This window comes from Endozoicomonas sp. Mp262, from assembly GCF_025643335.1.
Classification (GTDB): Bacteria; Pseudomonadota; Gammaproteobacteria; order Pseudomonadales; family Endozoicomonadaceae; genus Endonucleibacter.
The window spans coordinates 2304516-2328873 of sequence record NZ_CP092489.1; the positions used below are offsets into that span (position 1 = coordinate 2304516).

Below are 24358 nucleotides of genomic sequence, written 5' to 3' on the forward strand. Positions count from 1 at the left end.
TATGGATATTCACGCTTCCCTGCACTAGTACTCAGTTACAGGTTATGCGTGAGTAGGTTTTGTCAGCAGTTCCTGAGGGGGGTAACTGGTGTTTATCTTTCCACCTAGTAACTCTTCCAGGTCAGGAATCAGGAAGGAGTCATCTTCACAGGCAAAGCTGATACTGGTGCCACTGGCACCCGCCCGTCCGGTTCTGCCAATGCGGTGAACGTAATCTTCAAGGTCTTCAGGCAAGTGGTAATTGATAACATGGCTGATGCCGTCAATATGTATACCCCTGCCAGCAACATCGGTGGCAACAAGAACGGCTATGTTGCCCTGGCGGAAGTTTTCCAGTGTTCTGAGTCGCTTGTTCTGGGGAACTTCCCCGGAAATCTGGTCAGCTCTGATACCACTTCTCTGTAGTCTTTCAGTCAACTTCCGGGTCTGGTCGCGTCGGTTAGTAAACACAATTACCCGTTTAAGTTGTTTTTGGTTTATCAGGTTAACAAGCAGGGGGTACTTTTGCTGGCTGGTAACGATGTATATTTTTTGGTCAACGGTGTCGGTGGCGAGGCTATCGGGTTCAATCTCCACCTTGACGGGTTGCCAGGTCCACTGTTCTCCAAGCCTCAGTACTTCATCGGTAAAGGTGGCTGAAAACAGGAGTGTCTGGCGGTCACCTGGCCGGGGTGTCATCCGGACAATACGTCGAACCTGTGGAATAAAGCCCATATCCAGCATTCGATCGGCTTCATCAATAATCAGGGTTTCCACCAGGTCCAGGTGCAGGTCCCTGCGCTCACAGTAATCCAGCAGTCGTCCCGGGGTTGCAACCAGGATGTCAACATAGTTTTCATTGAGTCGCTTGCGTTGTCTATCGTAATCCATGCCTCCCACAACTGTGACGACGTGAAGGGGTAAGTGCTTGGTTAAATTTTCCGCATCATTGCCAATTTGAAGTGCCAGCTCACGGGTGGGGGCAATAATGACAGCTCTTGGCTCTCCGAGGTATCGGGGGGAGGGAGCCGGAATGTCTACTAACTGTTTGATGGTACTCAGCAGAAAAGCGGCTGTTTTGCCGGTTCCCGTTTGAGCCTTGCCAATGGCATCCCGTCCGGCCAGGGTGCTACCCAGTACCTCTGCCTGGATAGGTGTGCAGTATTTAAAACCTAAATCCTGAATGGCATGCATCAGGCCATCAGGTAGCTCAAAGTCGTGGAAACGGGTTTTGTCGGCTTCGGGTTCCACTTTGAACTGGCTGATATCCCAGGCGGGTTGTTGATGTTTGTGATGAGAGGAGTGCCTGGCTTTTCCTGTCTTATGGCTACGGGGAGATCTGGCTTTTGGTGAATGGCTACCAGAGGTGGGGGGCGCTTCGAAGTGCTGCCTGGAGTCTGATCTCCCACTTTTTTTGACTGGGGGAGAATCTTTCTTTTTTCCAAAAATGCCTAGAAAACCGCTCAATGCTTTAGTCTCGTTCCATTATTGTCAGTAAGTGGACTTGAAGCGAGTGGTTTCTGTCGTCGCTTCTGTTGACATAAGGTGATCAACAAAGCCTGAATGAAAAGGCATATTACTGACAATTGAATTGATGGTGAGCCGGGATGTTAAACCTGTATCATAGGAATAGCTCCGGTTTTTCAATGATAAAGCTTTGGTGTCTGTCATGGAATACGAAGGTATGCGAGGTGTTAATTTTATGCTCCAGACAAACCCTTGACTGCCAGTTTGCATTGTCACTGTTGTTTATACGTATTCTTTTGCCTGCTTTTCATGGCTATCAGGCTCGTGATCCCGTTTGCGTAATAATAGTCCGGGGACGCCTTTCTTCTTGTTGACCCGACGAAGTTCCTGCCTGCGCTTTTTTTCGTCCTCTTTATAAAGACGCCGCCAGAGGAAGGGCGCTATATCTTCAGGCCGAACCTGTTTCTTGAAAAAAGCGATGAAAAAGCTAGCCTCTTCCGTGAATTTACCGGCCTTTGTGGTATCAGATTCAGCTTGTGGCCTGGTTTCCGGTTCACTGCTGTAAAGCGTCATAATTTTATTTAAGGGATTGAACTGCATATTCCAAATCCTTATATCAATTATTTAATCGCCCTTGCACTGTAAAGGGTGCTTGCCATTTAGACTATTAGACTTTGGTGGCAGAGGTAAGTTCCATGGTGGTGAACCGGGTGATATAGAGGAGGTTGAAGGGGGATATTCTTCTCGTTCCCGGCCTCGGGAGTCCGGGAACGAGTCTATGGGCTTTGATTTATTGAATTTTATAATCCGGCCACAATATCTTTGCTAAATATTTTTTCACAGTAATGGCACTTTAACTGAGTATCACCTTTATTCTGGCTGAGCTGGAAATGGCTTTGAACCGGTTCGTTATGGGAGATACAGTTTGAATTGGGGCACTCAAAAACGCCTACCAGTTTTTCAGGAATCGCCATTTTGAACTTGCCTGTAACCTGATAATCATCAATCACATTGATTGTGGCGGTTGGGGCAAAAAGAGCCAGTTCATTGGCTTCCTGCTCGGTGAACTTTCTGTCGGCCACCTTGATAATGTCTTTTCTCCCGTGCAGCTTGCTGGGCAAATTAAAGCCAACGGTGATCCGGGCGTCGCTATCAAGAAGATGCAGGCGGTCGAGAATTTTCACGCCCTGGCCGGCAGGAATATGGTCGATGACAGTGCCCTTTAGGATCGCTTCTACCTGAAGTTTATTGTTCATGACCTGCTCCTTAAATGGTTTCATTCAGAATAAGTGCCAGCAGTGCCTGGCGTGCGTAAACACCATTCTGTGCCTGCTGGAAGTAGTAGGCGTGAGGGGTGTGATCAACATCAACGGTGATTTCATCCACCCTTGGCAGCGGGTGAAGGACTTTCAGGTGTGCCGGCGCTCCTTTCAGGCTATCTGCTGTCAGAATGTAGCGGGAGGCCATATGCTTATATTCCGTTTCGTCAAAGCGCTCTTTCTGAACCCGGGTCATGTAAATGATATCTGCTTCCGGTGCAATATCTTCGATGGAGCTGGCATTTCTGTAACGACAGCCCTTGGCATCCAGGTCGTCAAGAATATAGTCAGGCATAGCCAGGGCTTCGGGAGCCAGGAAACTGAATTCGGCGTTGAAGTGAGTGAGTGCCTGGGTCAGGGAGTGAACAGTGCGGCCATATTTGAGGTCGCCGACAAAGGCAACCTTCAGGTTGTCCAGTTTGCCTTGGCATTCTTTGATACTGAACAGATCCAGCAGGGTTTGGGTGGGGTGCTGGTTAGAACCGTCACCACCATTAATAACGGGTACTGATGCGAACTCGGAAGCAAGCCGGGCGGCACCTTCCTGAGGGTGGCGCATCACAACCGCATCGGTGTAAGAGCTAATCACCTCAATGGAGTCTGCCAGGCTTTCCCCTTTTTTGGCCAGGGATGTATTGCCCCCATCTGCGAAACCAATAATTGAGCCACCCAGCCTTTGGATGGCGGTTTCAAAGGAAAGGCGGGTTCGGGTTGATGCCTCAAAAAAACAGCTGGCAATTACTCTACCCTGGAGTAGTTCGGGACGAGGTGCATTCTTTAGTGAAGCAGCCTTATCCAGAATCAGTTCCAAATCCTCACGGTCAAGATCCGATATGGAAATGATATCCCGTTTGAAAAGCCTGTTGCCCATAGGTTTCACCTGTTGCTTTTGCTCATTAGGCTGGTTTTAGCTCAAAAAAAAGCCCCTGAAACAGGGGCTTTGGAAATGACCTTGGTAACGGAAAAAAATAATGGGGCAGGCATGCTTGCCTGCTGACAGGGCGGCTGGAATATATGCAACCATCTCTGTTTTTCCCCGTTACTATTAAAACCAGATTAACTTCAGCGGCAATTACAGGCAATGGTGGATGATCATTTTGCCTGAGCTGCCGACAAATTGCCGGGTATTTTACGTATATTTCTATGGGGGTCAAGGTTTTTTGTACAATGGTTCCATAGTATTCAAGCTTCCCTGCCTGAATGCTTAACTCAACCCGGTAATATGCCCTTCACTGTCAATATCAATATTCATATAACCCGGTTTGGAACCCAGTCCGGGCATGGTCATCACCTTGCCACAGAGGATGTAGACAAAGCCGGCACCGGCAGATACCCGGACTTCCCGAACAGGAAAATCAAAGCCCTTGGGAGCACCTTTCTGGCTTGGGTCATGGGAAATAGAAAGTGGAGTTTTAGCCATACAAACCGGCAGTTTGCCATAGCCTTCAGCTTCCAACCGGACAATTTGCTGTTCAGCCTGTTCAGAGAAATTAACCTTGGCTGCACCATACCCCTTGATGGCGATGGCCTTTATTTTATCTCTGAGTCCGGATTCCAGGGGATACAGGCGCTGGAAGTGGGCAGGCTTATTGCTGGCTTGTTCAACGGCACTGGCAACGGCCATGGCACCTTCACCGCCAAAGCGGAAGGTGTCGCTGATGGCCACCTCGTCAGCCCCGAGAATTCGGGTTTGCTTAAGCAGCCAGTCCAGTTCCTGCTGGGTGTCTTCCGGGAAGCGGTTTACAGCAACCACCACAGGGAGGCCGTAACGTTTAACGTTATTAATATGCCAGCTCAGGTTGGATAACCCTTTATCCAGGGCTGCCATATTAGGTTCAACCATTCCCTTATCAAAGGGGCGACCCGGTTTAAGGTCAAAAAGTCCGGAATGGGATTTCAACCCGCGCAGGGAGCATACCAGTACCACGGCATCCGGTGTCTTGCCGGAATAACGGGCTTTGATGTTACAGAATTTTTCCAGGCCCATATCGGAACCAAAGCCTGCCTCTGTCACAACGTAGTCCGCCAGTTTCAGGGCGATTTTATCGGCCAGAATGGAAGAATTGCCATGGGCAATATTGGCAAAGGGACCCGCGTGAATCAGACAGGCGCCGCCTTCCAGGTTCTGCATCAGGGTCGGGTTGATGGCATCTTTCATAATGGCAGTCATGGCTCCGGCCACTCTAAGCATTTCTGCGGTGACCGGGTTGCCATCCAGGTCATAGGCCAGAATGATATTACCAATACGTCGCCGCATATCCTGAAGGCTGTCTGTGAGAGCCAGAATCGCCATCAGTTCTGAGGCTACGGTGATATCAAAGCCCTCTTCCCTGGGGACGCCATTGAGGTTTTTGGGTGAATTGCCGGGAAGTCCGGTAGTAATTGCGCGTAAGGCCCGGTCATTATGGTCAACCACCCGTTTCCAGAGGATGCGGTCTTTATCAATTTTCAGGGCTTTCAGGCCGCTGCGTTGTTCAAAGGCGTCATAACCTTCCCGTTCCTCATGGTAAAGGCGACTGTCCAGTGCCGCTGAAGCCAGGTTATGAGCGCTGCTGATGGCATGGATATCACCCGTCAAGTGCAGGTTAAAGTCCTCCATGGGAACCACCTGGGCATAACCTCCGCCGGCAGCTCCCCCTTTTATGCCAAATACCGGACCCATGCTGGGTTGGCGAATACAGCTGATCGCCTTGCGACCCAGCATGGACAGTCCCATGGTCAGGCCAATGGTGTTGACAGTTTTTCCTTCTCCAAACGGAGTTGGGGTAATAGCACTGACCAGGATCAGTTTGCCTTCTTTTTTATCTTTGAGTTTATCCAGGGTCTCGATGCGGACTTTAGCTTTATAGTGTCCATGCGGTTCAATATCATGGAGATCGAGGCCAAGTCGGGTAGCAATATCGGTGATAGGTGATAAGCGTGCGCTGCGGGAAATTTCAATATCTGACTTCATGAAACTGGGAACCCCCCCTTGATTCAAGCTGTTAAAGCCATCTTGCAGGAGGGGCAATAGTGACAGAAAGCCGTTGATATAAGATTGATCTAAGGCATGGAATGTTTCTCGTTATTTAATTATATGGATACCCCTTTATCCTATTTGTGCCACATGGCTTCCAGCACATGGTAGTGGGGGTTACCCGTTCGAGGACGGTCAAGGTCATGCCAATAGGCAATGTGGTTCTGGTTGTCATGCCAGCGGGGGATTACGTAATAATTCCATAGCAGTACCCTGTCCAGTGCTTTAGTAACATCAATGATTTCATCGTATGTTGAGGCTTCCCTTAACTGCTTCACCAGTTTGTCGACGATTGGCTGGTTGACTCCCGCTAAATTATTGCTGCCAGGTTCCTTAGCCGCACTACTGCTCCAGTTATTGGTTTGCTCTGAGCCGGGAAAGGGTGAATGGATGAAGTGCCAGCTGGCCATTTCGAAATTGAATTCCTTGATCCTTTTTCGGTATTGACTGACATCCAGCGTTTGAATATTCATGGTGATGCCAATATCAGCCAAACTCTTTTTAAAAGGCTGGGTAACTCGCTCTGCTCCTGGGGAGTCAAGAAGCAGGGTGAAAGAAAACAGCTGGTTGGTTTCCCTGTGACGCATTTTACCTTTGTCAAGATGCCAGCCCGCCTGCTTTAACAGTTGTATGGCTGTTTTTTTATGGTTCCGGCTATTTCCATTGCCATCCGATACTGGTAGCGATGGCGGCAAGGTAAAAAGCTCTGGAGGAAGCTGGCTTTTATAGGGCACCAATAACTTTAACTCACCGGGAGAGGGTAACCCGGTTGCCATCAATGGCGTATTGCTAAAAAAGCTGGTGGTTCTTGTTTCATTGGAATGCAGTAGATAGTTATTGATCCACTCAAAATCAAAAACCTGAAGCAGTGCTTTTCTAACCGGCCTGTTTTTAAAAAGGGGGATACGGGTATTGAAAACCAGGGAACTCATACCGGGAGGGTGCAGGTTCGGGACATTTTCCTTAATCACCTCTCCCTTTTGAACCGCCCGAAAGTCATAGCTTTCATACCAGGTCTTGGTATCAAACTCATAACGGAAATTATAAAGGCCTGCCCGAAAAGCCTCCATGGCGGCATGGCTATCCCGGTAGTAATCAATTTTAATCTGGTCAAAATTAAAGAGTCCTTTTCTCACCGGAAGGTTCTCTGCCCAATAGTTTTTTACTTTTTCATAGGTGATTGACCGGCCTAATTGAAGCTCCTTGACTCTCATGGGGCCACTGCTGACTGGAGGGGTGGTTAAACCTGTACTAAATGAACGGCCTTGCCAGTAGTGTTTAGGCATTACGGGAATAAAGGCCAGGTAAGCCATAACCTTTATACCGCGCCCCGGACCCAGGTGGAAGATAACTTTGTCAGGTGATGGGTTACTGACGCTGATTACATCCCTTAAGATGTTTTTAATAAAGGGAGAGCCGGATTCCTGAAGCATTTTAAAGGTAAAAACAACATCTTCAGAGGTGATTGGCCTGCGGTCATCAAAGCGAGCCAGAGGGTTCATGTTAAAGGCAACCCAGCCATAATCATCGGGATGTTCAAAGCTTTTGGCTATCAGGGGATAGAGTGTATAGGGTTCATCGGCGGACCGGGTCATCAGGCGGTCGTGGATAGTATATAGACCACTTGCCGCACGGCCTTTGGTGTTATAGGAGTTGAGTGTGTCAAAGGTGCCAATGGCTGCCAGTTTCAGTGTTCCGCCTTTGGGGGCATCAGGATTGACGTAGTCAAAGTGTTGAAAATTATCTGAATAGGCGGCGTCACCGATAAGTGACAAGCTGTATCGGATATGCACTTTAGTGGCTTGTTCAGCAGGTCGTGCCGCAGAGGCAAAGGAGAACAATGCCAGGATTGCGCTTGCAAATAACAGTGTCTTGATGTTGGCCATGTTGACTGTTGGTTATCATCCATCTTGGTATTTTAAAGTTATAGATGAATTGAACCTTCATTGTGCACTAATCGCAGGTAGGTTTTTAACTTTTTTGCCGATAAGAGATAGATGTACTAACCCGGGTATTTTGATTGACCACTGAGGTACAAAGGTTCGAAAATTTATTGTTTGAAAATAAAAAGCTGTGCCTGTGTATCATCCTTGATGAAAAAAGATCAGTAAATTATTAAGAAAGGTAGCCAGCCATGGGACCCACTGATAAGCCTTCTGTACCAAAAACACCGGAAGTAGATAGAAAAAGTGTGCTGGAGAATGAGGGTGCAAGTGGTTCTGACTCAGGTGATAGTGGAACAGCTAAAAAGGGCCTGTTCAGGGGAAGAAAGCTTTTCCGGAAGGATAATGAACAAAAGCCGACCGCTCGTTTTTATGGAGTGGATGATGAGTTAAAGAGTGATGATGTTAAAGGGCCATCAAGATTTTATACAGACGAAAATAATGGCCCTACCCCGGTCAGGAAGTATAGCCCCGATTCTGTGTTAAAAAGAAAGACGACTGGAAGTGATGCACCCGGGAAAAATATCAAAGCCTGTATCAGTGCCGTTAATGAAGGACGGTTGATCACTCCTGAGGAGTTTTATGGGATTGCCGGAAAACCTAATGCTATTGGAGATGTAGAATACAAACAGTTGGGAAAATTATTGCAAGGATGTCAGGGTGTATTTTCTGACGTCGGGAAAGCGGCGTTACCATTGGCTGAGGTCTTTGCTAAAGTGCTTGATTTGCGAGAGAAGGCCCAAGCTTTTGTTGAAAAATACGGTGGCAGGCGCAAAAGTGATAAACATAACGAGCGGATCAGGGCCGTTGAATCGTTATTGTTTGTGATAGATGAAAGTGTTTTGGCAAATAAAAAAGCAAGTCAGGTTTTGTGTGATAGCCTTGGCCAGGGAGCTGCCGACTTGACGGGAAAAAGGCTTCTTAAGTCGCTTTTTTCCCAGCCCAGGGTTTTTAGGAAATTACTCAGTACTATGTCTTTAGTGGAGTTATTAACGTTTTCCAATGCCTGTCAACGAATAAAGCAAAATGATTGTAGAGTGGCTAGTGCATTTATGTCGGGCGCTAGTAATGCCTTATCCCGACTCTCCAGTGCAGAAATAAAACGGCAGTATGAGCTTTACTTGCAGTCTACCCAGGATGAAAATGCGACATACAGTGTATCGGATAATTCTTCCCTCGAACGAAACCGGGTTTTAATGGATATTGCCCGAAGTTTTTTTGATGGAGAAGGAACCTCTACGGATGTGGTTGCTGCAGCACTCTATCAATCTTATCAAGACGGCAACCTGACTATGAGTATGCTGGACCAGGTCAGTGAGTCTGCCGCCATTCCCTTTGGATTTGTTTATGGTGATCCGGAATCAGCACCGGAGGCATTAATTCAGTTAGAACAGGATTTTAAGGATCAGGGAATGCAGTCGTTGGAAATCGGGAAAGATTTTTTTTCCTTTCTGGAAGAATGCAGGAAAGATCCCAATCTTTTACTTAAAAACCCAAAGTATGCAGGTACTTTTTTAAAAATAAAACAATCGGCAATTATGCTGGCAGGGGAGCCTGGAAGTCATAATGATGGCTATAGGGATTTTGTTCAGGAATGGGATAAACTCCGTTTTAGAGTAATGCCAGATTATAATAATGCACATGGAAAGGATGATTTGGTAGACACTGTTGTACTCTCTTTGGAAGCATTTAAAATAACACCTGATTGGCTAAAGCGATTGAATGCAGCTCAGGGAAATTTGCAGGAGGTCAGAAGCCTGTTAAATGAAATGGGATGGCGGAAATCACCGGATCATATTAATTTTAGACATCAGCTTAAGGTAGCCAGCTCCGAAGAGAGTAAAGGCAGAGTGAAAGCCCTGGCATGCCAGGATTGCTTATTTCGTTATTTTGCCAAGCGAGCCGGTTTTGAACCTGCCGTTTTATCGCCAGACCCCCAGCGTAAATCCAAGCCCGCACTGAAGCCGGAAATAAAACCAAAGCCCCGGCACCTTTCTCCGGTAGCTCAAGCCAGGGAGCAAGCTGAAATGCCCGTTTTGAAGAAAGGAAAGCGTCCAGCTGAAGAGAGGGAGGGGGTGGTTAAACCAAAACCTCTGGGGCCGAAGCCAAAGCTACCAAAGATCGATGGCTCAAAGTCCCGGCCCCATGAGGGTTGATTATTCTTTTTTAATCCGGCATCCCCCCGGGATCTCAATGGTTAAGTCACTCTTTGGATAGCAGCAGCAAGACAGTATTTTTCCGTCAGCCACAAAGGCAATAGGTTCAGCAAAGTATTCCACCTCGCCTTCCACCAGTTGAACCTGACAGCTGCCACAGAACCCCTCCCGGCACTGGTATTCCATATCAACTTTTTGCGACTCAAGGGCTTCAAGCAAGGTTAGCTCACTTCGGGGGATAAAACTGAAACCTTCCATGATTTTGACAATATGGGCCATGATAACACTCCGAGGGGAAGGAGGCCGAAGTGGGTGTCCCATGCTCCGGCCTCAAAGTAAGCTGTGATGTGCCCGGGCATGCCAGAGCTGTTTGGTGAAAGCGCTTTAACCGTTGTTGTTTTATGGCAGGCCGCTGGAAAAAAGGCTTTCAACCGGATTTCTTTATGGTTATAGAGAGAAGTTACTGAAGTCCTCTGACTGAACTTCGCTGTCAATCTGGCCTACCAGGTAGGAGCTGACCTCTACCTCTTGGGGAGCCACCTGCACATGATCGCTGTTTAGCCAGCTGTTCATCCAGGGCAGCGGATTCTGTTTCATGGCAAAGGGGGCATCAAAACCAATGGCGGTCATGCGCTGATTGGTGATGTATTCGACATATTGACCGAGAATCTCTTTGTTCAAGCCAATCATGGAACCATCACGGAACAGGTATTCTGCCCACTCCTTCTCCTGTTCAGCGGCCGCAATAAAGATATTGTGGGCTTCCTGCCTGAGTTCTTTGGCTATCTCTGCCATTTCCGGATCATCCTTACCCTCTGCCATCAGCTGGAGCATATGCTGGGTGCCGGTCAGGTGAAGTGCCTCATCGCGGGCAATCAGTTTGATAATCTTGGCATTGCCCTCCATGGTGGAGCGTTCGGCAAAGGCAAAGCTGCAAGCGAAGCTAACGTAAAAGCGAATGGCTTCCAGAACATTGACGGAAACCAGGGTCAGGTAAAGCCTGCGCTTCAGTTCCCGTTGGGAAATGGAAATTTCCCGGCCATTAATGGTGTGTGTTCCTTCACCTAACTGGTTATACAGATTGATACCATCGATGAGGTCATCATAATAGCAGGTGATATCATTGGCCCGTTTAATAATGGCATCGTTGGTGACGATGTCGTCGAACACCTGGCTGGGTTCCGTGACAATATTACGAATAATATGTGTGTAGGAGCGTGAGTGAATGGTTTCACTGAATGCCCAGGTCTCAATCCAGGTTTCCAGTTCCGGTAGTGAGACAATGGGTAGCAGGGCAACATTGGGGGAGCGCCCCTGAACAGAGTCCAGCAGTGTCTGGTATTTCAGGTTGCTGAGAAAGATATGCTTTTCATGTTCAGGAAGTCCGGTAAAGTCCCTGCGGTCTGTGGACAAATCCACTTCTTCCGGACGCCAGAAGAACGACAGCTGTTTCTCTATGAGCTTCTCGAACACCGGGTATTTCTGAACGTCGTAGCGGGATACGTTGACACTTCGCCCGAAGAACATGGGTTCCCGGGTGGCATTAAACTGTTCCTGATTAAAGGTTGTATAGCTCATGGGTTCTGGTTTATGGGAGCCAGCGAGCCGGCTCTTTTCCTGTTTCGGTAGTGAGCCCGGAGAGGCGGCGGTTCGCGGCCTGTTCCGGGGCTGTTGGGTTTACATCGTTATTTTACTACGGCTGATCACCATGATCAGATTTTACAGGCACCTCCTGCACAGCCATCGTCGATGTCACTTTGGGAGTCAGCCGCACCATCCCTGGTGTTATGGTAATAAAGCGTCTTGACTCCCAGCTTATAGGCGGTCAAAAGATCTTTAAGTAGCAGTTTGACGGGAACCTTGCCTCCTTCAAACCGGCTGGGGTCATAGTTGGTGTTGGCAGAGATGGTCTGGTCAATGAACTTCTGCATAATGGCCACCAGTTGCAGATAGCCATCATTGCCGGGGATATTCCAGAGCAGCTCATAGTGATCACGGAGTTCTTCAAAGTCCGGAACCACCTGCTTGAGAATGCCATCTTTACTGGCCTTAACGGTGACGAATCCTCTGGGTGGTTCAATACCATTGGTGGCATTGCTGATTTGTGAAGAGGTTTCCGAGGGCATCAGGGCCGTCAACGTTGAGTTTCTTACGCCATGTTGGCGGATGTCATTGCGAAGCCCTTCCCAGTCAAGGTGAAGGGGTTCCTGGCAGACCTCGTCCAGATCCTTTTTATAGGTATCAATGGGCAGAATGCCCTGTGCGTAAGTGGTCTCGTTATACTTGCCACAGGTGCCCTGTTCCCGGGCCAGCCGGTTCGAAGCCTTGAGCAGGTAGTATTGAATGGCTTCAAAGGTTTTATGGGTCAGGCCATTGGCGGAACTATCAGAGTAACGGACCTGGTTTTTGGCCAGGTAATTGGCAAAGTTAATCACGCCAATGCCCAGAGGCCTGCGACCCATGGTGGCGTTGCGGGCAGCGGGTAACGGGTAATTCTGGTAATCCAGCAGGCTATCAAGGGCTCTGACCAGAAGATCAGACAACTCCTCCAGTTCATCCAAATTGTTCAGTGCGCCCAGGTTAAAGGCGGCCAATGTACAGAGGGCGATTTCCCCCTCTTCATCATTGACATGCCGGAGTGGTTTGGTGGGTAAGGCGATTTCAAGGCACAGGTTGCTCTGGCGTATGGGAGCCAGGCTGGGGTTGAAGGGGCTATGGGTGTTGCAGTGGTCAACATTCTGTAGATAGATACGACCGGTGCTGGCCCGTTCGGTGGCAAACAGGGAGAACAGCTCGACGGCTTTCAGTGTTTTCCGGCGAATGCTCTTGTCCTGCTCGTATTGTTGATACAGGGTTTCAAAACGGTTCTGGTCTTCAAAGAAGGCATCGTAGAGACCGGGAACATCACTGGGAGAAAACAGGCTGATATGGCCGCCTTCAATCAGTCGCTGGTACATCAGTTTGTTGAACTGTACGCCGTAGTCAATATGGCGAACCCGGTTCTCTTCAACACCCCGGTTATTTTTCAGCACCAGCAGATTTTCTACTTCATAATGCCAGATCGGATAAAACAGGGTGGCTGCACCCCCACGGACGCCCCCCTGGGAGCAGGACTTTACGGCAGTCTGGAAATGCTTATAGAAAGGAATACAGCCGGTGTGGAAGGCTTCCCCGTTACGGATGGCGCTGCCAATGGCGCGAATCCGACCCGCATTGATACCAATACCCGCCCTTTGGCTGACGTACTTCACAATGGCGCTGGAGGTGGCATTGATGGAATCCAGGGAGTCGTCGCACTCAATCAGTACGCAGGAACTGAATTGCCGGGTTGGAGTCCTGACCCCGGCCATAATCGGTGTAGGCAGGGATATTTTAAAGGTTGAAGCCGCGTTATAAAAACGTCGGATGTAGTCCATTCGCCGGTCTTTCGGATAGCTGGCGAATAGGCAGGCACCAATCAGGATATAGAGCACCTGGGGACTTTCATAGAACTCACTGGTGACCCGGTTCTGTACCAGGTACTTGCCTTCCAGCTGTTTGACGGCCGCATAGCTGAAATTCATATCCCGGTTATGGTCAATAAAGCCGTCCATCTCATCGAAATCTGCTTCCGAGTAGTCCTTGAGCAGGTGGGTGTCATATTTCTTCATTTCTACCAGCTTGGTCACCAGCTGGTGGAGGCGTGGTGGCTCAAACTGTCCGTAGGCTTTCTTGCGCAAATGGAAAATAGCCAGACGGGCAGCCAGGTACTGATAGTCAGGTGCTTGTTCGGAGATCAGGTCCGCAGCGGATTTGATCAGTGTTTCGTGGATATCTGTGGTTTGGATGCCATCATAGAACTGAATGTGTGACTTTAGTTCAACTTCAGAAACAGAGACATTATTCAGCCCTTCGGCTGCCCAGGTAATAACGCGGTGAATCTTTTCAAGATCAAGTTGCTCTTTTCCTCCGTCACGCTTGCTGACCAGGATGTTTTTGTTCATCAAACCCTTACCTGTGGACTCAAAATAGTGTGGTATTTAAAAACAGCGATAACAACAGGCTTAACCCCGGAGGCATAGAACTTGTCGTAACCTGCAGGGGAGTCAGTCATGTGACTCTTGAAATGGCGGACATACTGGGGAGGGGTTGCCAGCGTTGATGCCTGCTTGTCAGTCTGGAGAAAGCTCATCCGTGATAGAGGTGTCATTATGATCCTTTGGCACTATATATAGTATGACAGCCTTATATATACACAAGATAATGCGGTATGGCCGGAATTTCAAGCAGGTAAAATCGTGGAAAAAGTGTGTATAAGGTGTGGGTAAATTCCGATGTTAGTGTTCGCAAACTGGCTGTTAATTTACACCATCGAACTCGGCATTTTGCAAGTTTTACAAAATTGTTTTTATAACAAATATACATAGAGAAAATACTTATTATTGTTTTTCACCTGACTTTCAGTGTATATCCCATGTCTTTGGCAATTACAACTTAAATCCCGCAGGGTTTTTCCCGTAAAGGCAGGGAACCAGGAATTTATTGTTACCGCTTGTTGTCAAATCAGGACGACAAACAGCAGGTAGTGTAAGATCTGCCACCTATTGACAAGATCTTTTTTAAGTGTGAAAGCATGGCTGTAGAAAATACAGAAACAGGTCGTATCCTGATCGTTGAAGATGATGAGCGGCTGGCCAATCTGACCCGGGAATATCTGGAGAATAATGGCCTCCAGGTATCCATTGAGGGAGATGGGGCCAGGGCGGTTGACCGCATCCTGGAAGAACGGCCTGATCTGGTGGTGCTGGATCTGATGCTGCCGGGAGAAGATGGTGTGTCCATCTGTCGGCGGGCAAGAAGCCAGTTTCATAACCCCATATTGATGCTGACCGCCCGTACCGATGACCTGGACGAAGTACTGGGTCTGGAAATGGGAGCCGATGATTATGTGGCTAAACCCGTCAGGCCGCGGGTTCTGCTGGCCAGGATCAGGGCGCTGCTCAGGCGCAGTGGCTCTACTGTGGAGGGTGAGCAGGAAGAAGGCGTGTCCCGCTTACGATTTGGTCCGCTGGTGGTTGATAATGCCATGCGTGAAGCCTGGCTGGATGAAAATAGCATCGAGTTGACCAGTGCCGAGTTCGACTTGCTCTGGTTGCTGTGCTCCAATGCCGGGAGAGTGCTTAGCCGGGAGGAGATTTTTGCGCGACTCCGGGGTATTGAGTATGACGGACAGGATCGCTCCATTGATGTACGGGTTTCCCGGATTCGCCCAAAAATTGGTGATGACCCTATGCATCCAAGACTGATCAAGACCGTTCGTAGCAAGGGCTACCTGTTTGTAAAAAGTGGCTGAAAGTGAGCAGTATTTTTCTTCGCATCTATGGTGGCCTGCTGTTCTCCCTGGTTTTAGTGTCCCTGCTGTCCGGGATTGCGGTGACTATTGTGAACAGTTCCCGCCTGGCGGATTACCGGGAAGATATGGCCAGGGGAACATTCAGGCTGGTTTCAAAAAAAATAGCAGAGTTACCCGGGGATCAGCGTCAGCCCTGGCTGGATGACTGGGGCTATCGTCTGGCCATTCCCTTTACCCTGGGTACGGCTGAACAGTCAAACCTGGGTGAGAGAGATCAGGAAAGACTGCGTAACGGGCATGTGGTTGTTGAAATGCTGGATGCCAGCCAGGCGTACGTGTTTTCCTGGGTGGAGCAGGATCTTGTCTTGCAGGGTAATGTAGCCGTTATCTCTGAACAAATGACCAATGGCACCATCAGCCTGCTTCGGGAGCGCCTGAGGCAGCTTCCCGTTAACCAGCGCGCTCTTGAAATAGAAAGGCTGAATCATGAGGCCTTTAGCTATCCGGTGGATTTGGTGGAAACATCCGGGGCACCTTTGAGTCCGGTTCAGCAGGAACAACTACGTAAGGGCGGGGTTGTGACATTGCTGGATAACGAGGCCGATACGGTTTCCCTCTATGCCATGTTAGATGACAGTGGTCAGTTGATTCAGCTGGGGCCGCTGGGGTTGCTGACGCCATACCCGTTCAAATTGATTTTAACCATCAGCCTGTTTGTGCTGATTTCTCTCAGCGTGGCTATCTATGTCCTGGTACGGGGAATGGAAAAGCGGTTAAGGAAGCTTGAGCGTGCTGCCACACGATTCAGCGGTGGTGATTTTGATGTCAGGGTTGATGTGGCAGGGGCAGACTCCATTGGCCGTTTGGCAATGGCTTTCAATGCCATGGCAGGCCATATCCAGCGTTTGCTGAGTATCCAGAAAGAGATGATCCGGGGTGTGTCCCATGAACTTAGAACCCCTGTGGCCCGGCTGCGATTCGGACTGGAGATGATCGCAGATGCGGAAACCGCACAAGAGCGAGAATCACAGCTTTCCGGAATGGACAAGGATATTCAGGAACTGGACAACCTGGTGGATGAATTTCTTACCTATGCCAACCTGGAGCAGGGCGCTCCCACCATCCGTTTCCAGCGTCATGATGCGGACCAAATTGTGGCGCAGGTGGTCAGTGAGCATCTGCGGTTACAAAGCCGGGTTGAGATAGAGCATCTTCCTTCCAAATTGTCGGATCGAAAACGCCTGTCCGACCTGGACCAACGTTATATGCACCGTGCTGTGCAGAATCTGGTGGGTAATGCCTGCCGTCATGCCCGGAGTAAAATCCAGGTGAGCTTCTCGGTGACACAGGATAGTTGTCGTATTGATGTGGATGATGACGGTCCGGGTATCCCTGAAGATCAACGGGAGCGGGTGTTTACTGCCTTTTCCCGGCTGGATGACAGCCGTACCCGCAAGTCGGGTGGCTATGGCCTGGGACTCTCCATTGTCCGGCGCATTATGTACTGGCATAACGGCAGGGCTGTAGTAAGGCATAGCCCTATGGGAGGGGCACGCTTTAGCCTGATCTGGCCACGCAAGCAAAAGGCTTGACCTGGTGGTGTTGATGGTTGATGGCTAATGGTTGATAGTTGATGGTTAATAGGGAAGGGCGTACTAGGGGCTGTTCACGATCAAACGTCAATAGCCCCTGCTTCCCTATCAGCGTTTACAACAATTCCTCCTAAGAGAAACTGTCTGGTCCGACGATGAAAAAATGGTGCAAGGTTATCGGCTTGGCTCTGGGATTGCTGGTTTCCGGCTGTCAGAGTGTTTCCACAACCTCCAGTGGTGCTGTTGGTATTGAGCGGCAACAAAATATGTTTACCCTGCTGTCCGAGAAGCAGGTTAACAGTATGGCCCGGGAAGCTTACCAGGAGACAGTGAAGCAGGCACAAAAAGCAAAAAAATTGAACCAGGATTCTATGACCGTTCAACGCCTGCACAGGATTGCTGACCGGCTGATAGCCCAGGTGGGCAATTTCCGTCCTGATGCCAGGAATTGGCAGTGGGAAATTAACCTGATCGCTGACAAACAGCTCAATGCCTACTGCATGCCTGGGGGGAAAATTATGTTTTTCTCCGGAATTATTGATCAGCTTAAGCTGACCGATGATGAGATTGCAGCCATCATGGGGCATGAAATGGCCCATGCATTACGTGAACATGGCCGGGAAGCCATGTCAGAGGCCTATGCGGTGAAACTTGGTCGAAATGCCCTGCAAGCAGTGTTTGGGGTTGAAAGTCAGTCCTTACAGCTAGCGGATATGGTGGTGAATTATGCATTAACCCTGCCCCATAGTCGCACCAAGGAAGTGGAAGCTGACTTAATGGGACTTGAGTTGATGGCCCGGGCCGGTTATGACCCCGGTGCAGCGGTCAGCCTTTGGAAGAAAATGGCGAAGGCGGGAGGGCAGCAGGTGCCCGAGTTTATGAGTACCCACCCGTCTTATGATACCCGGATATCCGGGCTGGAGGCCTCTGTGCATAAGGTTGACCATTTATATAAGCGGTCTAAAGGTAGATAAAGACCAGATATCCGTAGATTTAACCTATGGAGACACTCAGGTATTTTCATTAGAATGCTCCCTGTTCTGTAACGGTGGAAGCCAAACGGGTTTGCACCGTTGCTTTGATTACAACAATAGCCTGATAAAGATGAGGTGGTTTCATGGATATCATGGAGCAAATAAAAGAGCAGATTGAAACCCACGATATCCTGCTCTATATGAAAGGTACCCCACAGCTTCCGAACTGTGGTTTTTCTTCCCGTGCGGTTCAGGTTCTGATGGCCTGTGGTGAAAAGTTTGCCTATGTGGACATTCTGGCAAACCCTGAAATACGGGCCAACCTGCCTAAGTACGCCAACTGGCCTACGTTCCCTCAACTATGGGTGAAGGGTGAATTGGTGGGGGGCAGTGATATTATTATTGAGATGTATAACAGCGGTGACTTACAGAAGCTTATTGCTGAAGCGGCGGGTAATAAAGAGGAAGATTCTGCACAGCAAGCTTGATGGCTAAAAGTATGAGTGAAAGAGGGAGTTTATAGCATTCTGTCTTTCTAATAGAAATACTCTATAAGCTGAAAGATAAAATTCATGGCAAAAACACGCCTGTCGGGTAGGCGTATACCGTTGTGGTGTGTATGATGGCCTCTGCTTAGTAAGTTGAAGTGCGTGTTTTTTTTGCAGTTATACTGCCAGGGGCTGAGCACACGGCCAAACGTCAACAGCCCCTAAGACAACGCTATTTTGATTAATCACCGGAGATTGAACGCATGGGCGTATTGGTTGGTAAAAAGGCTCCTGATTTTACTGTGCCTGCCGTATTGGGAAATGGTGAAATTGTTGATGCTTTCACTCTGTCTGAAGCTATTAAAGGCAAGTGCGGCATACTGTTCTTCTACCCTCTGGACTTCACCTTTGTATGTCCTTCCGAGCTGATCGCTCTGGATCACCGCATGGATGCCTTCAAAGAGCGTAATGTTGAAGTGATCGGTGTATCCATTGATTCCCACTTTACTCACAATGCATGGCGTAACACCCCTGTTGAGAAAGGTGGTATTGGTCAGGTGAAGTATACCCTGGCGGCGGACATGACCCATGAAATTGCCAAGGCCTACGATGTTGAGTCTGAAGGTGGCGTGGCATTCCGTGGTGCTTTCCTGATCGACAAGAACGGTGTTGTACGTTCCCAGATCATTAACGATCTGCCACTGGGACGTAATATGGAAGAGCTGGTTCGTCTGGTTGATGCCCTGCAATTCCATGAAGAGCATGGTGAAGTGTGCCCAGCTAACTGGGAAAAAGGTAAGAAAGGCATGAAAGCATCCCCTGATGGTGTGGCCAGCTACCTGTCTGAGAATGCAGAAGGTCTGTAACGATCTTTTGCTGCTGAAAAAAGCTGCCGACGGGCAGCTTTTTTTATGTGGCTTTTTTGAAAAAATTGTACGTGTTAGCCATAAGCTTGTGTGTAAAAGTATCGTTAGCTTGGAGCAACTGCTAAAAATGTTCTGAGAAGGACTTGACTCAGGCAGAAAACTCATTAATATTCGCTGCCGTCAGGTGATGACGGAGACGCACTCACCGAGACGCAAAGTTCCCCGATAGCTCAGTTGGTAGAGCAAATGACTGTTAATCATTGGGTCGCTGGTTCGAGTCCAGCTCGGGGAGCCATTTTCTTTTGAAGTACTATTCAAAAGCTTGGGTCGTTAGCTCAGTCGGTAGAGCAGTTGGCTTTTAACCAATTGGTCGTAGGTTCGAATCCTACACGACCCACCATATTTATACTGTCTGAATATCAGGCGGTTCGTTTTGAATGTTGGTGGGTTGACTGGCTATCATTATTCAGAACACATAATTTGGGTCGTTAGCTCAGTCGGTAGAGCAGTTGGCTTTTAACCAATTGGTCGTAGGTTCGAATCCTACACGACCCACCATATTTTCTGTGACTTTACCGATTGTAAAGTGCAGAATAAAAGGCAGATCCCCGATAGCTCAGTTGGTAGAGCAAATGACTGTTAATCATTGGGTCGCTGGTTCGAGTCCAGCTCGGGGAGCCATTTTTACAATTGAGAGCATAAAAGGCTTTCATACAGATTTGGGTCGTTAGCTCAGTCGGTAGAGCAGTTGGCTTTTAACCAATTGGTCGTAGGTTCGAATCCTACACGACCCACCATATTTTCTGTGACTTTACCGATTGTAAAGTGCAGAATAAAAGGCAGATCCCCGATAGCTCAGTTGGTAGAGCAAATGACTGTTAATCATTGGGTCGCTGGTTCGAGTCCAGCTCGGGGAGCCACTTTTACAATTGAGAGCATATAAGGCTTTCATACAGATTTGGGTCGTTAGCTCAGTCGGTAGAGCAGTTGGCTTTTAACCAATTGGTCGTAGGTTCGAATCCTACACGACCCACCACATATAAAAAACCACCCGGTAACGGGTGGTTTTTTTTTGTTACGCAGATAACTTTTCCAGCTTATCCAGATAGTTTGTCAGTGAATGATCAAAGGGCAGGTTCCAGGTATCGCCAAAAGTGATTATGTGTTCATTGTTAACATGCTTATAGTGATATTCATGAAAAACAGGTGGGCAGGATTTGGGAGGCAGTTTAGGAACCTCGTCATGGGAGTTGACGATGCGCCAGGAATGGTTAATACGCTCATTATAGCAATGGGCAAAATGATGATTGCCCGTCCTGGGGCTGGCAAAGGTATAAACAACGGGAGCTGTGTTAAATTGCGTGACGATATCCAGGGCGTTGATGGCCGCTAAAGCACCACCGAGGCTGTGGCCGGTTACATAAATGGTTTCAATGCCTTTTTCCTTTTTGATCTGTTCAAGGCAGGCATCTCTGGGGGATGGGTGAGTGGAACCATGCCCTGTACCGTACAGCTCGCTGAAACCCAGCTCCAGCTTAATAGATTCATCAAAAAAAGGGCAGTTTACCTGCTCAAACTTAATATCAATGATCCATTCTTCAACGTTATCCGTTCCTCGCCATGCAACGTACAGGTCATTCCCTTTTTTCGCCATAAACCCTATAGGAATAGCGTTGTCCTCATAGACACCATGAAGAGTGGTAAGAAACTGGTAGCCATCGGCAACAGACCAGGCTTCGCCTTTCTTTTGGGTTTCATATTGTGAATAAGCCTGTTTGCAGAGGTTACCAAGGGATAAGGCCAGAGGCATGGAGAATGATTGATTTGCCACGGAAGCCACCTTTTTATTATTTTTGATATGGATGAAAAGCCGGATTTATTTATCTTTCTTTTTACCACAGAGGCGCAGAGGGCGCAGAGATTTATTGTTTGAGCATATGAAAACCCTGTGCCCTCTGCGCCTCTGTGGTGAATAAAGGTATTTTGCAATAATTCAGATTTACTGCTGTCTGTTAATCAGGATTTTCAACATTTCTTCCATGTTATGGACACTGCCTTTAATTTCTTTTACATCACCTTTCAAACCGCCGACATCTTCTTTCAGGTCACTGACATGTACTTTCAGACTGTTCACATCCTCTTTCAATATGCGCACATCTGACTCCAGAACTATAACCCTGTCATTGGTACTGGCAGCCTGCCGGGTTAACTCAAAAATGCCTTGACGTATAGCGGCAATATCCTGCCGCATAATATCAATCTTGGCATTTTCCTCAGAGGCTTTTTGAGCCTTTTGATCATTAATGCCCAGTTTGATCAGGCAGTCGTACAGGTCTTTGTTTAGCATAACTGCTTCCTGATTATTTTTTCTAGGGTAAACGTAGAGGATATCTGGTCAGGTTGCCAGTTCTCATTATTAATAAGTTGTAGAAATATGAGGCTTCCGAAAAAAGCTGATTTTAATGATATGGGGTGCGAAAAAGAAAGTTTGCTGTAACAAAGACAGGGAGCTGCTAACAGCCCCCCCTTTGCGACTTGATTTAATAAAACAAAACCATGGTTTAAATTCACATTTTGACAGAAATACAGTCAAAACGAGCGTTAAATATAGTTGAAATATCAGACTAAAAATTATTTTTCTACAAAACCATGGAAGTAGTCTATTCTTTCCCTTTCTCAGAATTAGCTTCAGGTAACGGGCTGTGGACTGGCTGCCATTGTTGATACGAGAGCTACGGCTTCTGATAAGGGAGCTTGCGATTATCTCTGCGGTCCTCCTGACCCTTATGCAGCTTTTCCCTCTATAAAGTGGACTGCTTGATGAATCAGAAAAAGAAAAGAAAATACATTGCACACACAGCGTTCAATAGTGATGGTACAAGAAAACCAGATCATGAGTTGCCTGACCACCTGATGGATGTTTCAAAGCTGGCGGAAGAATTTTCTGAACAGTTTGGTAGCGAGTGGGGAAGGCTGGCTGGCTGTTGGCATGACCTGGGCAAATACCAGGCAGCATTTCAGAAATATATTGAAACCAGTACACAATCTAACGCAGAAAATGCTCATATTGAGCAAACAGAAAAAGAAAAAAGCCAGCGTATTACTCACTCAACAGCCGGTGCTATCCATGCCATCAACACGCTTGGAACTGTCGAAGGCAGTTTACTGGCCTACTTGATCGCTGGTCATCATGCGGGGTTGCCGGACTGGAGTGGGGCAAAAAAATCCACTTTGAAGTGCCGTCTTGATGAGGGGAAGGAGGAGTACAGAAAGAGTCTTGAAGCAGATATTCCGGCAGATATTTTATCAGGTGAGCTGCCTGACGTACCTGATGCAGCCCTTGATCCCGAAGCGACAGCCTTATGGATACGTATGGTTTTTTCTGCACTGGTTGATGCAGACTTTTTGGATACAGAACGTTATATGTCTCCAGAAAAAGCGCAAAACCGGGAGCAGTTTCCCGCACTGGAGGAGGTTGACCGGCGCTTCAGGAAAGCAGTAGCAGCACTGCAGGCAAAACCTCAGCCGGCCTCAGAAAAGCAGCGATTTCTTAACAAAAAGCGTAATGAAATTTACAACTGTTGCCTAACAGCAGGTAGGCAAGAAGAACCCGGTATTTTCAGTCTGACTGTGCCGACGGGTGGAGGAAAAACTCTGTCCAGTCTGGGTTTTGCCCTTGAGCACGCAAGAAAATATAAGAAGCGCCGTATTATTTATGCCATTCCCTTTACCAGCATCATTGAGCAGAATGCCAAAGTATTCAGGGACTTTATTGGTGATGATGCTGTTCTGGAGCACCATAGCAATTTCGATTTATCACCAGATGAAGAAAATAGCCGGAGTCGTTTGGCCGCTGAAAACTGGGATGCGCCTCTTATCGTGACGACCAATGTTCAGTTGTTTGAGTCACTCCATGCCAGCAGACCCAGTCGCTGCAGAAAACTCCATAACCTTCAGGATGCGGTGATCATACTGGATGAAGCCCAGCAACTGCCCAGGGATTTCCATGGGCCTATTGTGCGTTGCATGAAAGCGCTTACCCGGCACTTTGGCGTTACCTGGTTGCTTTGCACGGCAACCCAGCCGGATCTGAGCAGCCAGACAAGCCATGATAACCGGTCTTTATTGTCAGGGCTGGATAATGTGAAAGAAATTTATCCTGATTTTGAGCCGCTTTCAGAAGAGTTGAGGCGAGTCAATATTGAGTTTCCTGCAGTCATTAATAATCAGATAGAAGAAGTATCGTGGCAAGAAGTGGCGCACCAGTTGCAACAGGAAGACTGTGTATTGGCTATTGTCAATACCCGGCGGCAGGCTCGGGAGCTTTACCGTTTAATGCCCAGGGATAATACTCAGGGTTACAAAGAAAATGAAGAATCCCCCACCACTTTTCACCTGTCTGCCTGTATGTGTGCTGAGCACCGTTCAGCGGTATTGAATGTTATAAAAGCACGATTGAAAAATAAGCGTCAGGGTAAAGATAACAAACCATTAAGGGTAATCAGTACACAATTGGTGGAGGCCGGTGTTGATGTGGATTTCCCTGTAGTATACCGGGCTATGGCAGGGCTGGACTCTATTGCCCAAAGTGCCGGTCGCTGTAACCGTGAAGGCAGGCTGGATAAAGGGCGGGTTATTATATTTAACCCTGTTGATTGTCCTCCACCAGGTTTTCTGCGGGAGGCTTATCAAGCAACGGAAATGATGCTGAAAACGGAGGAACTTGATAAGCCTTTGTCACCCGCAGCCTTTAGCCGATTTTTTTCGTTGTTAAACCAACAGCGAAACAGAGACAGGTATGACATCAATGCGTTGCTAGCTCCTGATCAGGCAACCAGTGGTGAAGTTACCCTTCAGTTTCGTGAAGCATCTAGCCGATTCCGTATGATTGACGATAATGGTTTCAGCATAGTAGTCCCTTATTTACCTGAGCATGAACAGCCGAAAAATAATACTGGGGCAGGGGAAGTAAGCCTAAAAGAGAGTTTAGATAAAAGCCCTGTGATGGATTGGCTAACCAGGCTTGAAGCTGATCCTTCTCAAAAGGGGTTATATAAGAAGTTACAGCGATATACGGTCACTGTGCCAGAGCGCTTTGCCCAGCAACTCCAGGCAGCAGAACTGCTTGAAGTTAAAGCAGGCCAGTATTTGGCCAATATGTATGATAAACAGCTGGGACTGATACCACCTGACCACTTATTCAATGCAGAAGATTTAGTGATCTAG

19 protein-coding genes and 7 tRNA genes are annotated in these 24358 nt (G+C 48.0%); 14 read left to right on the forward strand and 12 right to left on the reverse strand.

The genetic code is table 11. The annotated features are described in order from the left end of the window. Nucleotides 1-42: 42 nt before the first annotated feature. The 6 genes from rhlB to MJ595_RS10225 form a co-directional block, all read right to left on the reverse strand. Nucleotides 43-1446, reverse strand: coding sequence for an ATP-dependent RNA helicase RhlB (rhlB, locus tag MJ595_RS10200; RefSeq protein ID WP_263322207.1), 1404 nt, complete (start codon nucleotides 1444-1446; stop codon nucleotides 43-45). 282 nt (nucleotides 1447-1728) lie between these two features. Further along, on the reverse strand, nucleotides 1729-2046 hold the full coding sequence (locus tag MJ595_RS10205; RefSeq protein ID WP_263322208.1) for a hypothetical protein: 318 nt from the start codon (nucleotides 2044-2046) through the stop codon (nucleotides 1729-1731). Between the two features lie 200 nt (nucleotides 2047-2246). Beyond that, nucleotides 2247-2702 (reverse strand): aspartate carbamoyltransferase regulatory subunit, encoded by a 456-nt coding sequence (pyrI, locus tag MJ595_RS10210; RefSeq protein WP_263322209.1) that lies wholly within the window; start codon nucleotides 2700-2702, stop codon nucleotides 2247-2249. Nucleotides 2703-2712: 10 nt separating this feature from the next. After that, nucleotides 2713-3636 carry an aspartate carbamoyltransferase gene (gene pyrB, locus MJ595_RS10215; protein WP_263322210.1) on the reverse strand — a complete coding sequence of 308 codons (924 nt, stop codon included), beginning with the start codon at nucleotides 3634-3636 and terminating at the stop codon, nucleotides 2713-2715. Nucleotides 3637-3969: 333 nt separating this feature from the next. After that, the gene (locus MJ595_RS10220; protein ID WP_263322211.1) at nucleotides 3970-5718 is read right to left on the reverse strand and encodes a formate--tetrahydrofolate ligase; all 1749 of its coding nucleotides are present in this window, start codon (nucleotides 5716-5718) and stop codon (nucleotides 3970-3972) included. Between the two features lie 140 nt (nucleotides 5719-5858). Then, entirely contained in the window at nucleotides 5859-7667 is a 1809-nt protein-coding gene (locus MJ595_RS10225) for an extracellular solute-binding protein (RefSeq protein ID WP_263322212.1), read from the reverse strand. A gap of 248 nt (nucleotides 7668-7915) precedes the next feature. On the opposite strand from MJ595_RS10225, the gene MJ595_RS10230 reads away from it, so the two are divergent. Beyond that, nucleotides 7916-9880 carry a hypothetical protein gene (locus MJ595_RS10230; protein ID WP_263322213.1) on the forward strand — a complete coding sequence of 655 codons (1965 nt, stop codon included), beginning with the start codon at nucleotides 7916-7918 and terminating at the stop codon, nucleotides 9878-9880. On the opposite strand, the gene yfaE is transcribed toward MJ595_RS10230, so the two are convergent. The 4 genes from yfaE to MJ595_RS10250 all read right to left on the reverse strand — a co-directional run bounded on the left by yfaE (nucleotide 9881) and on the right by MJ595_RS10250 (nucleotide 14069). After that, entirely contained in the window at nucleotides 9881-10159 is a 279-nt protein-coding gene (gene yfaE, locus MJ595_RS10235) for a class I ribonucleotide reductase maintenance protein YfaE (RefSeq protein WP_263322214.1), read from the reverse strand. It lies immediately after the preceding gene. 168 nt (nucleotides 10160-10327) lie between these two features. Beyond that, nucleotides 10328-11458, reverse strand: coding sequence for a ribonucleotide-diphosphate reductase subunit beta (gene nrdB / locus MJ595_RS10240; RefSeq protein WP_263322215.1), 1131 nt, complete (start codon nucleotides 11456-11458; stop codon nucleotides 10328-10330). A 134-nt stretch (nucleotides 11459-11592) separates the two neighbouring features. Continuing rightward, nucleotides 11593-13863: a ribonucleoside-diphosphate reductase subunit alpha gene (gene nrdA / locus MJ595_RS10245; protein WP_263322216.1), complete on the reverse strand. Its 2271-nt coding sequence runs from the start codon at nucleotides 13861-13863 to the stop codon at nucleotides 11593-11595. Continuing rightward, on the reverse strand, nucleotides 13863-14069 hold the full coding sequence (locus MJ595_RS10250; RefSeq protein ID WP_263322217.1) for a hypothetical protein: 207 nt from the start codon (nucleotides 14067-14069) through the stop codon (nucleotides 13863-13865). The genes nrdA and MJ595_RS10250 overlap by 1 nt, the downstream gene beginning before the upstream one ends. Nucleotides 14070-14492: 423 nt before the next feature. Here MJ595_RS10250 and MJ595_RS10255 point away from each other — a divergent pair, with 423 nt between their 5' ends. The 12 genes from MJ595_RS10255 (at nucleotide 14493) to MJ595_RS10310 (ending at nucleotide 20168) form a co-directional block, all read left to right on the forward strand. Continuing rightward, a complete protein-coding gene (locus MJ595_RS10255; RefSeq protein ID WP_263322218.1) occupies nucleotides 14493-15212 on the forward strand; it encodes a winged helix-turn-helix domain-containing protein in 720 nt (239 codons plus the stop codon). A gap of 2 nt (nucleotides 15213-15214) precedes the next feature. Beyond that, nucleotides 15215-16804: an ATP-binding protein gene (locus tag MJ595_RS10260; protein ID WP_263322219.1), complete on the forward strand. Its 1590-nt coding sequence runs from the start codon at nucleotides 15215-15217 to the stop codon at nucleotides 16802-16804. Between the two features lie 155 nt (nucleotides 16805-16959). Beyond that, nucleotides 16960-17778: a M48 family metallopeptidase gene (locus MJ595_RS10265; protein ID WP_263322220.1), complete on the forward strand. Its 819-nt coding sequence runs from the start codon at nucleotides 16960-16962 to the stop codon at nucleotides 17776-17778. 143 nt (nucleotides 17779-17921) lie between these two features. Next, nucleotides 17922-18266, forward strand: a complete 345-nt coding sequence (gene grxD / locus MJ595_RS10270; RefSeq protein ID WP_263322221.1) for a Grx4 family monothiol glutaredoxin — start codon at nucleotides 17922-17924, stop codon at nucleotides 18264-18266. A 263-nt stretch (nucleotides 18267-18529) separates the two neighbouring features. Beyond that, nucleotides 18530-19132 (forward strand): peroxiredoxin, encoded by a 603-nt coding sequence (locus tag MJ595_RS10275; protein ID WP_263322223.1) that lies wholly within the window; start codon nucleotides 18530-18532, stop codon nucleotides 19130-19132. A 219-nt stretch (nucleotides 19133-19351) separates the two neighbouring features. Then, nucleotides 19352-19427: transfer RNA gene (locus MJ595_RS10280), tRNA-Asn, on the forward strand. A gap of 29 nt (nucleotides 19428-19456) precedes the next feature. Next, nucleotides 19457-19532: transfer RNA gene (locus MJ595_RS10285), tRNA-Lys, on the forward strand. Between the two features lie 82 nt (nucleotides 19533-19614). After that, nucleotides 19615-19690 (forward strand) — tRNA-Lys (locus tag MJ595_RS10290). 47 nt (nucleotides 19691-19737) lie between these two features. Continuing rightward, nucleotides 19738-19813, forward strand: a tRNA-Asn gene (locus tag MJ595_RS10295). Between the two features lie 40 nt (nucleotides 19814-19853). Then, nucleotides 19854-19929 (forward strand) — tRNA-Lys (locus MJ595_RS10300). Between the two features lie 47 nt (nucleotides 19930-19976). Next, nucleotides 19977-20052: transfer RNA gene (locus MJ595_RS10305), tRNA-Asn, on the forward strand. Between the two features lie 40 nt (nucleotides 20053-20092). Continuing rightward, a tRNA-Lys gene (locus MJ595_RS10310) sits at nucleotides 20093-20168 on the forward strand. Between the two features lie 39 nt (nucleotides 20169-20207). On the opposite strand, the gene MJ595_RS10315 is transcribed toward MJ595_RS10310, so the two are convergent. Further along, complete coding sequence (locus MJ595_RS10315; RefSeq protein WP_263322224.1) at nucleotides 20208-20963, reverse strand: lipase family protein; 756 nt, start codon at nucleotides 20961-20963, stop codon at nucleotides 20208-20210. Nucleotides 20964-21131: 168 nt separating this feature from the next. Continuing rightward, complete coding sequence (locus MJ595_RS10320) at nucleotides 21132-21479, reverse strand: hypothetical protein (RefSeq protein WP_263322226.1); 348 nt, start codon at nucleotides 21477-21479, stop codon at nucleotides 21132-21134. 473 nt (nucleotides 21480-21952) lie between these two features. Between MJ595_RS10320 and cas3 the strand changes: the two genes are divergently transcribed. Then, nucleotides 21953-24358 (forward strand): CRISPR-associated helicase Cas3', encoded by a 2406-nt coding sequence (cas3, locus tag MJ595_RS10325; protein WP_263322227.1) that lies wholly within the window; start codon nucleotides 21953-21955, stop codon nucleotides 24356-24358.

Coding starts and splice junctions, on each gene's coding strand:
- MJ595_RS10225 (WP_263322212.1), bottom strand. CDS start 7,667: ATGGCCAACATCAAGACACTGTTATTTGCAAGCGCAATCCTGGCATTG.
- MJ595_RS10275 (WP_263322223.1), top strand. CDS start 18,530: ATGGGCGTATTGGTTGGTAAAAAGGCTCCTGATTTTACTGTGCCTGCC.
- yfaE (WP_263322214.1), bottom strand. CDS start 10,159: ATGGCCCATATTGTCAAAATCATGGAAGGTTTCAGTTTTATCCCCCGA.
- cas3 (WP_263322227.1), top strand. CDS start 21,953: ATGAATCAGAAAAAGAAAAGAAAATACATTGCACACACAGCGTTCAAT.
- MJ595_RS10230 (WP_263322213.1), top strand. CDS start 7,916: ATGGGACCCACTGATAAGCCTTCTGTACCAAAAACACCGGAAGTAGAT.
- nrdB (WP_263322215.1), bottom strand. CDS start 11,458: ATGAGCTATACAACCTTTAATCAGGAACAGTTTAATGCCACCCGGGAA.
- MJ595_RS10255 (WP_263322218.1), top strand. CDS start 14,493: ATGGCTGTAGAAAATACAGAAACAGGTCGTATCCTGATCGTTGAAGAT.
- MJ595_RS10265 (WP_263322220.1), top strand. CDS start 16,960: ATGAAAAAATGGTGCAAGGTTATCGGCTTGGCTCTGGGATTGCTGGTT.
- pyrI (WP_263322209.1), bottom strand. CDS start 2,702: ATGAACAATAAACTTCAGGTAGAAGCGATCCTAAAGGGCACTGTCATC.
- MJ595_RS10205 (WP_263322208.1), bottom strand. CDS start 2,046: ATGCAGTTCAATCCCTTAAATAAAATTATGACGCTTTACAGCAGTGAA.
- MJ595_RS10320 (WP_263322226.1), bottom strand. CDS start 21,479: ATGCTAAACAAAGACCTGTACGACTGCCTGATCAAACTGGGCATTAAT.
- MJ595_RS10250 (WP_263322217.1), bottom strand. CDS start 14,069: ATGACACCTCTATCACGGATGAGCTTTCTCCAGACTGACAAGCAGGCA.
- grxD (WP_263322221.1), top strand. CDS start 17,922: ATGGATATCATGGAGCAAATAAAAGAGCAGATTGAAACCCACGATATC.
- nrdA (WP_263322216.1), bottom strand. CDS start 13,863: ATGAACAAAAACATCCTGGTCAGCAAGCGTGACGGAGGAAAAGAGCAA.
- MJ595_RS10220 (WP_263322211.1), bottom strand. CDS start 5,718: ATGAAGTCAGATATTGAAATTTCCCGCAGCGCACGCTTATCACCTATC.
- pyrB (WP_263322210.1), bottom strand. CDS start 3,636: ATGGGCAACAGGCTTTTCAAACGGGATATCATTTCCATATCGGATCTT.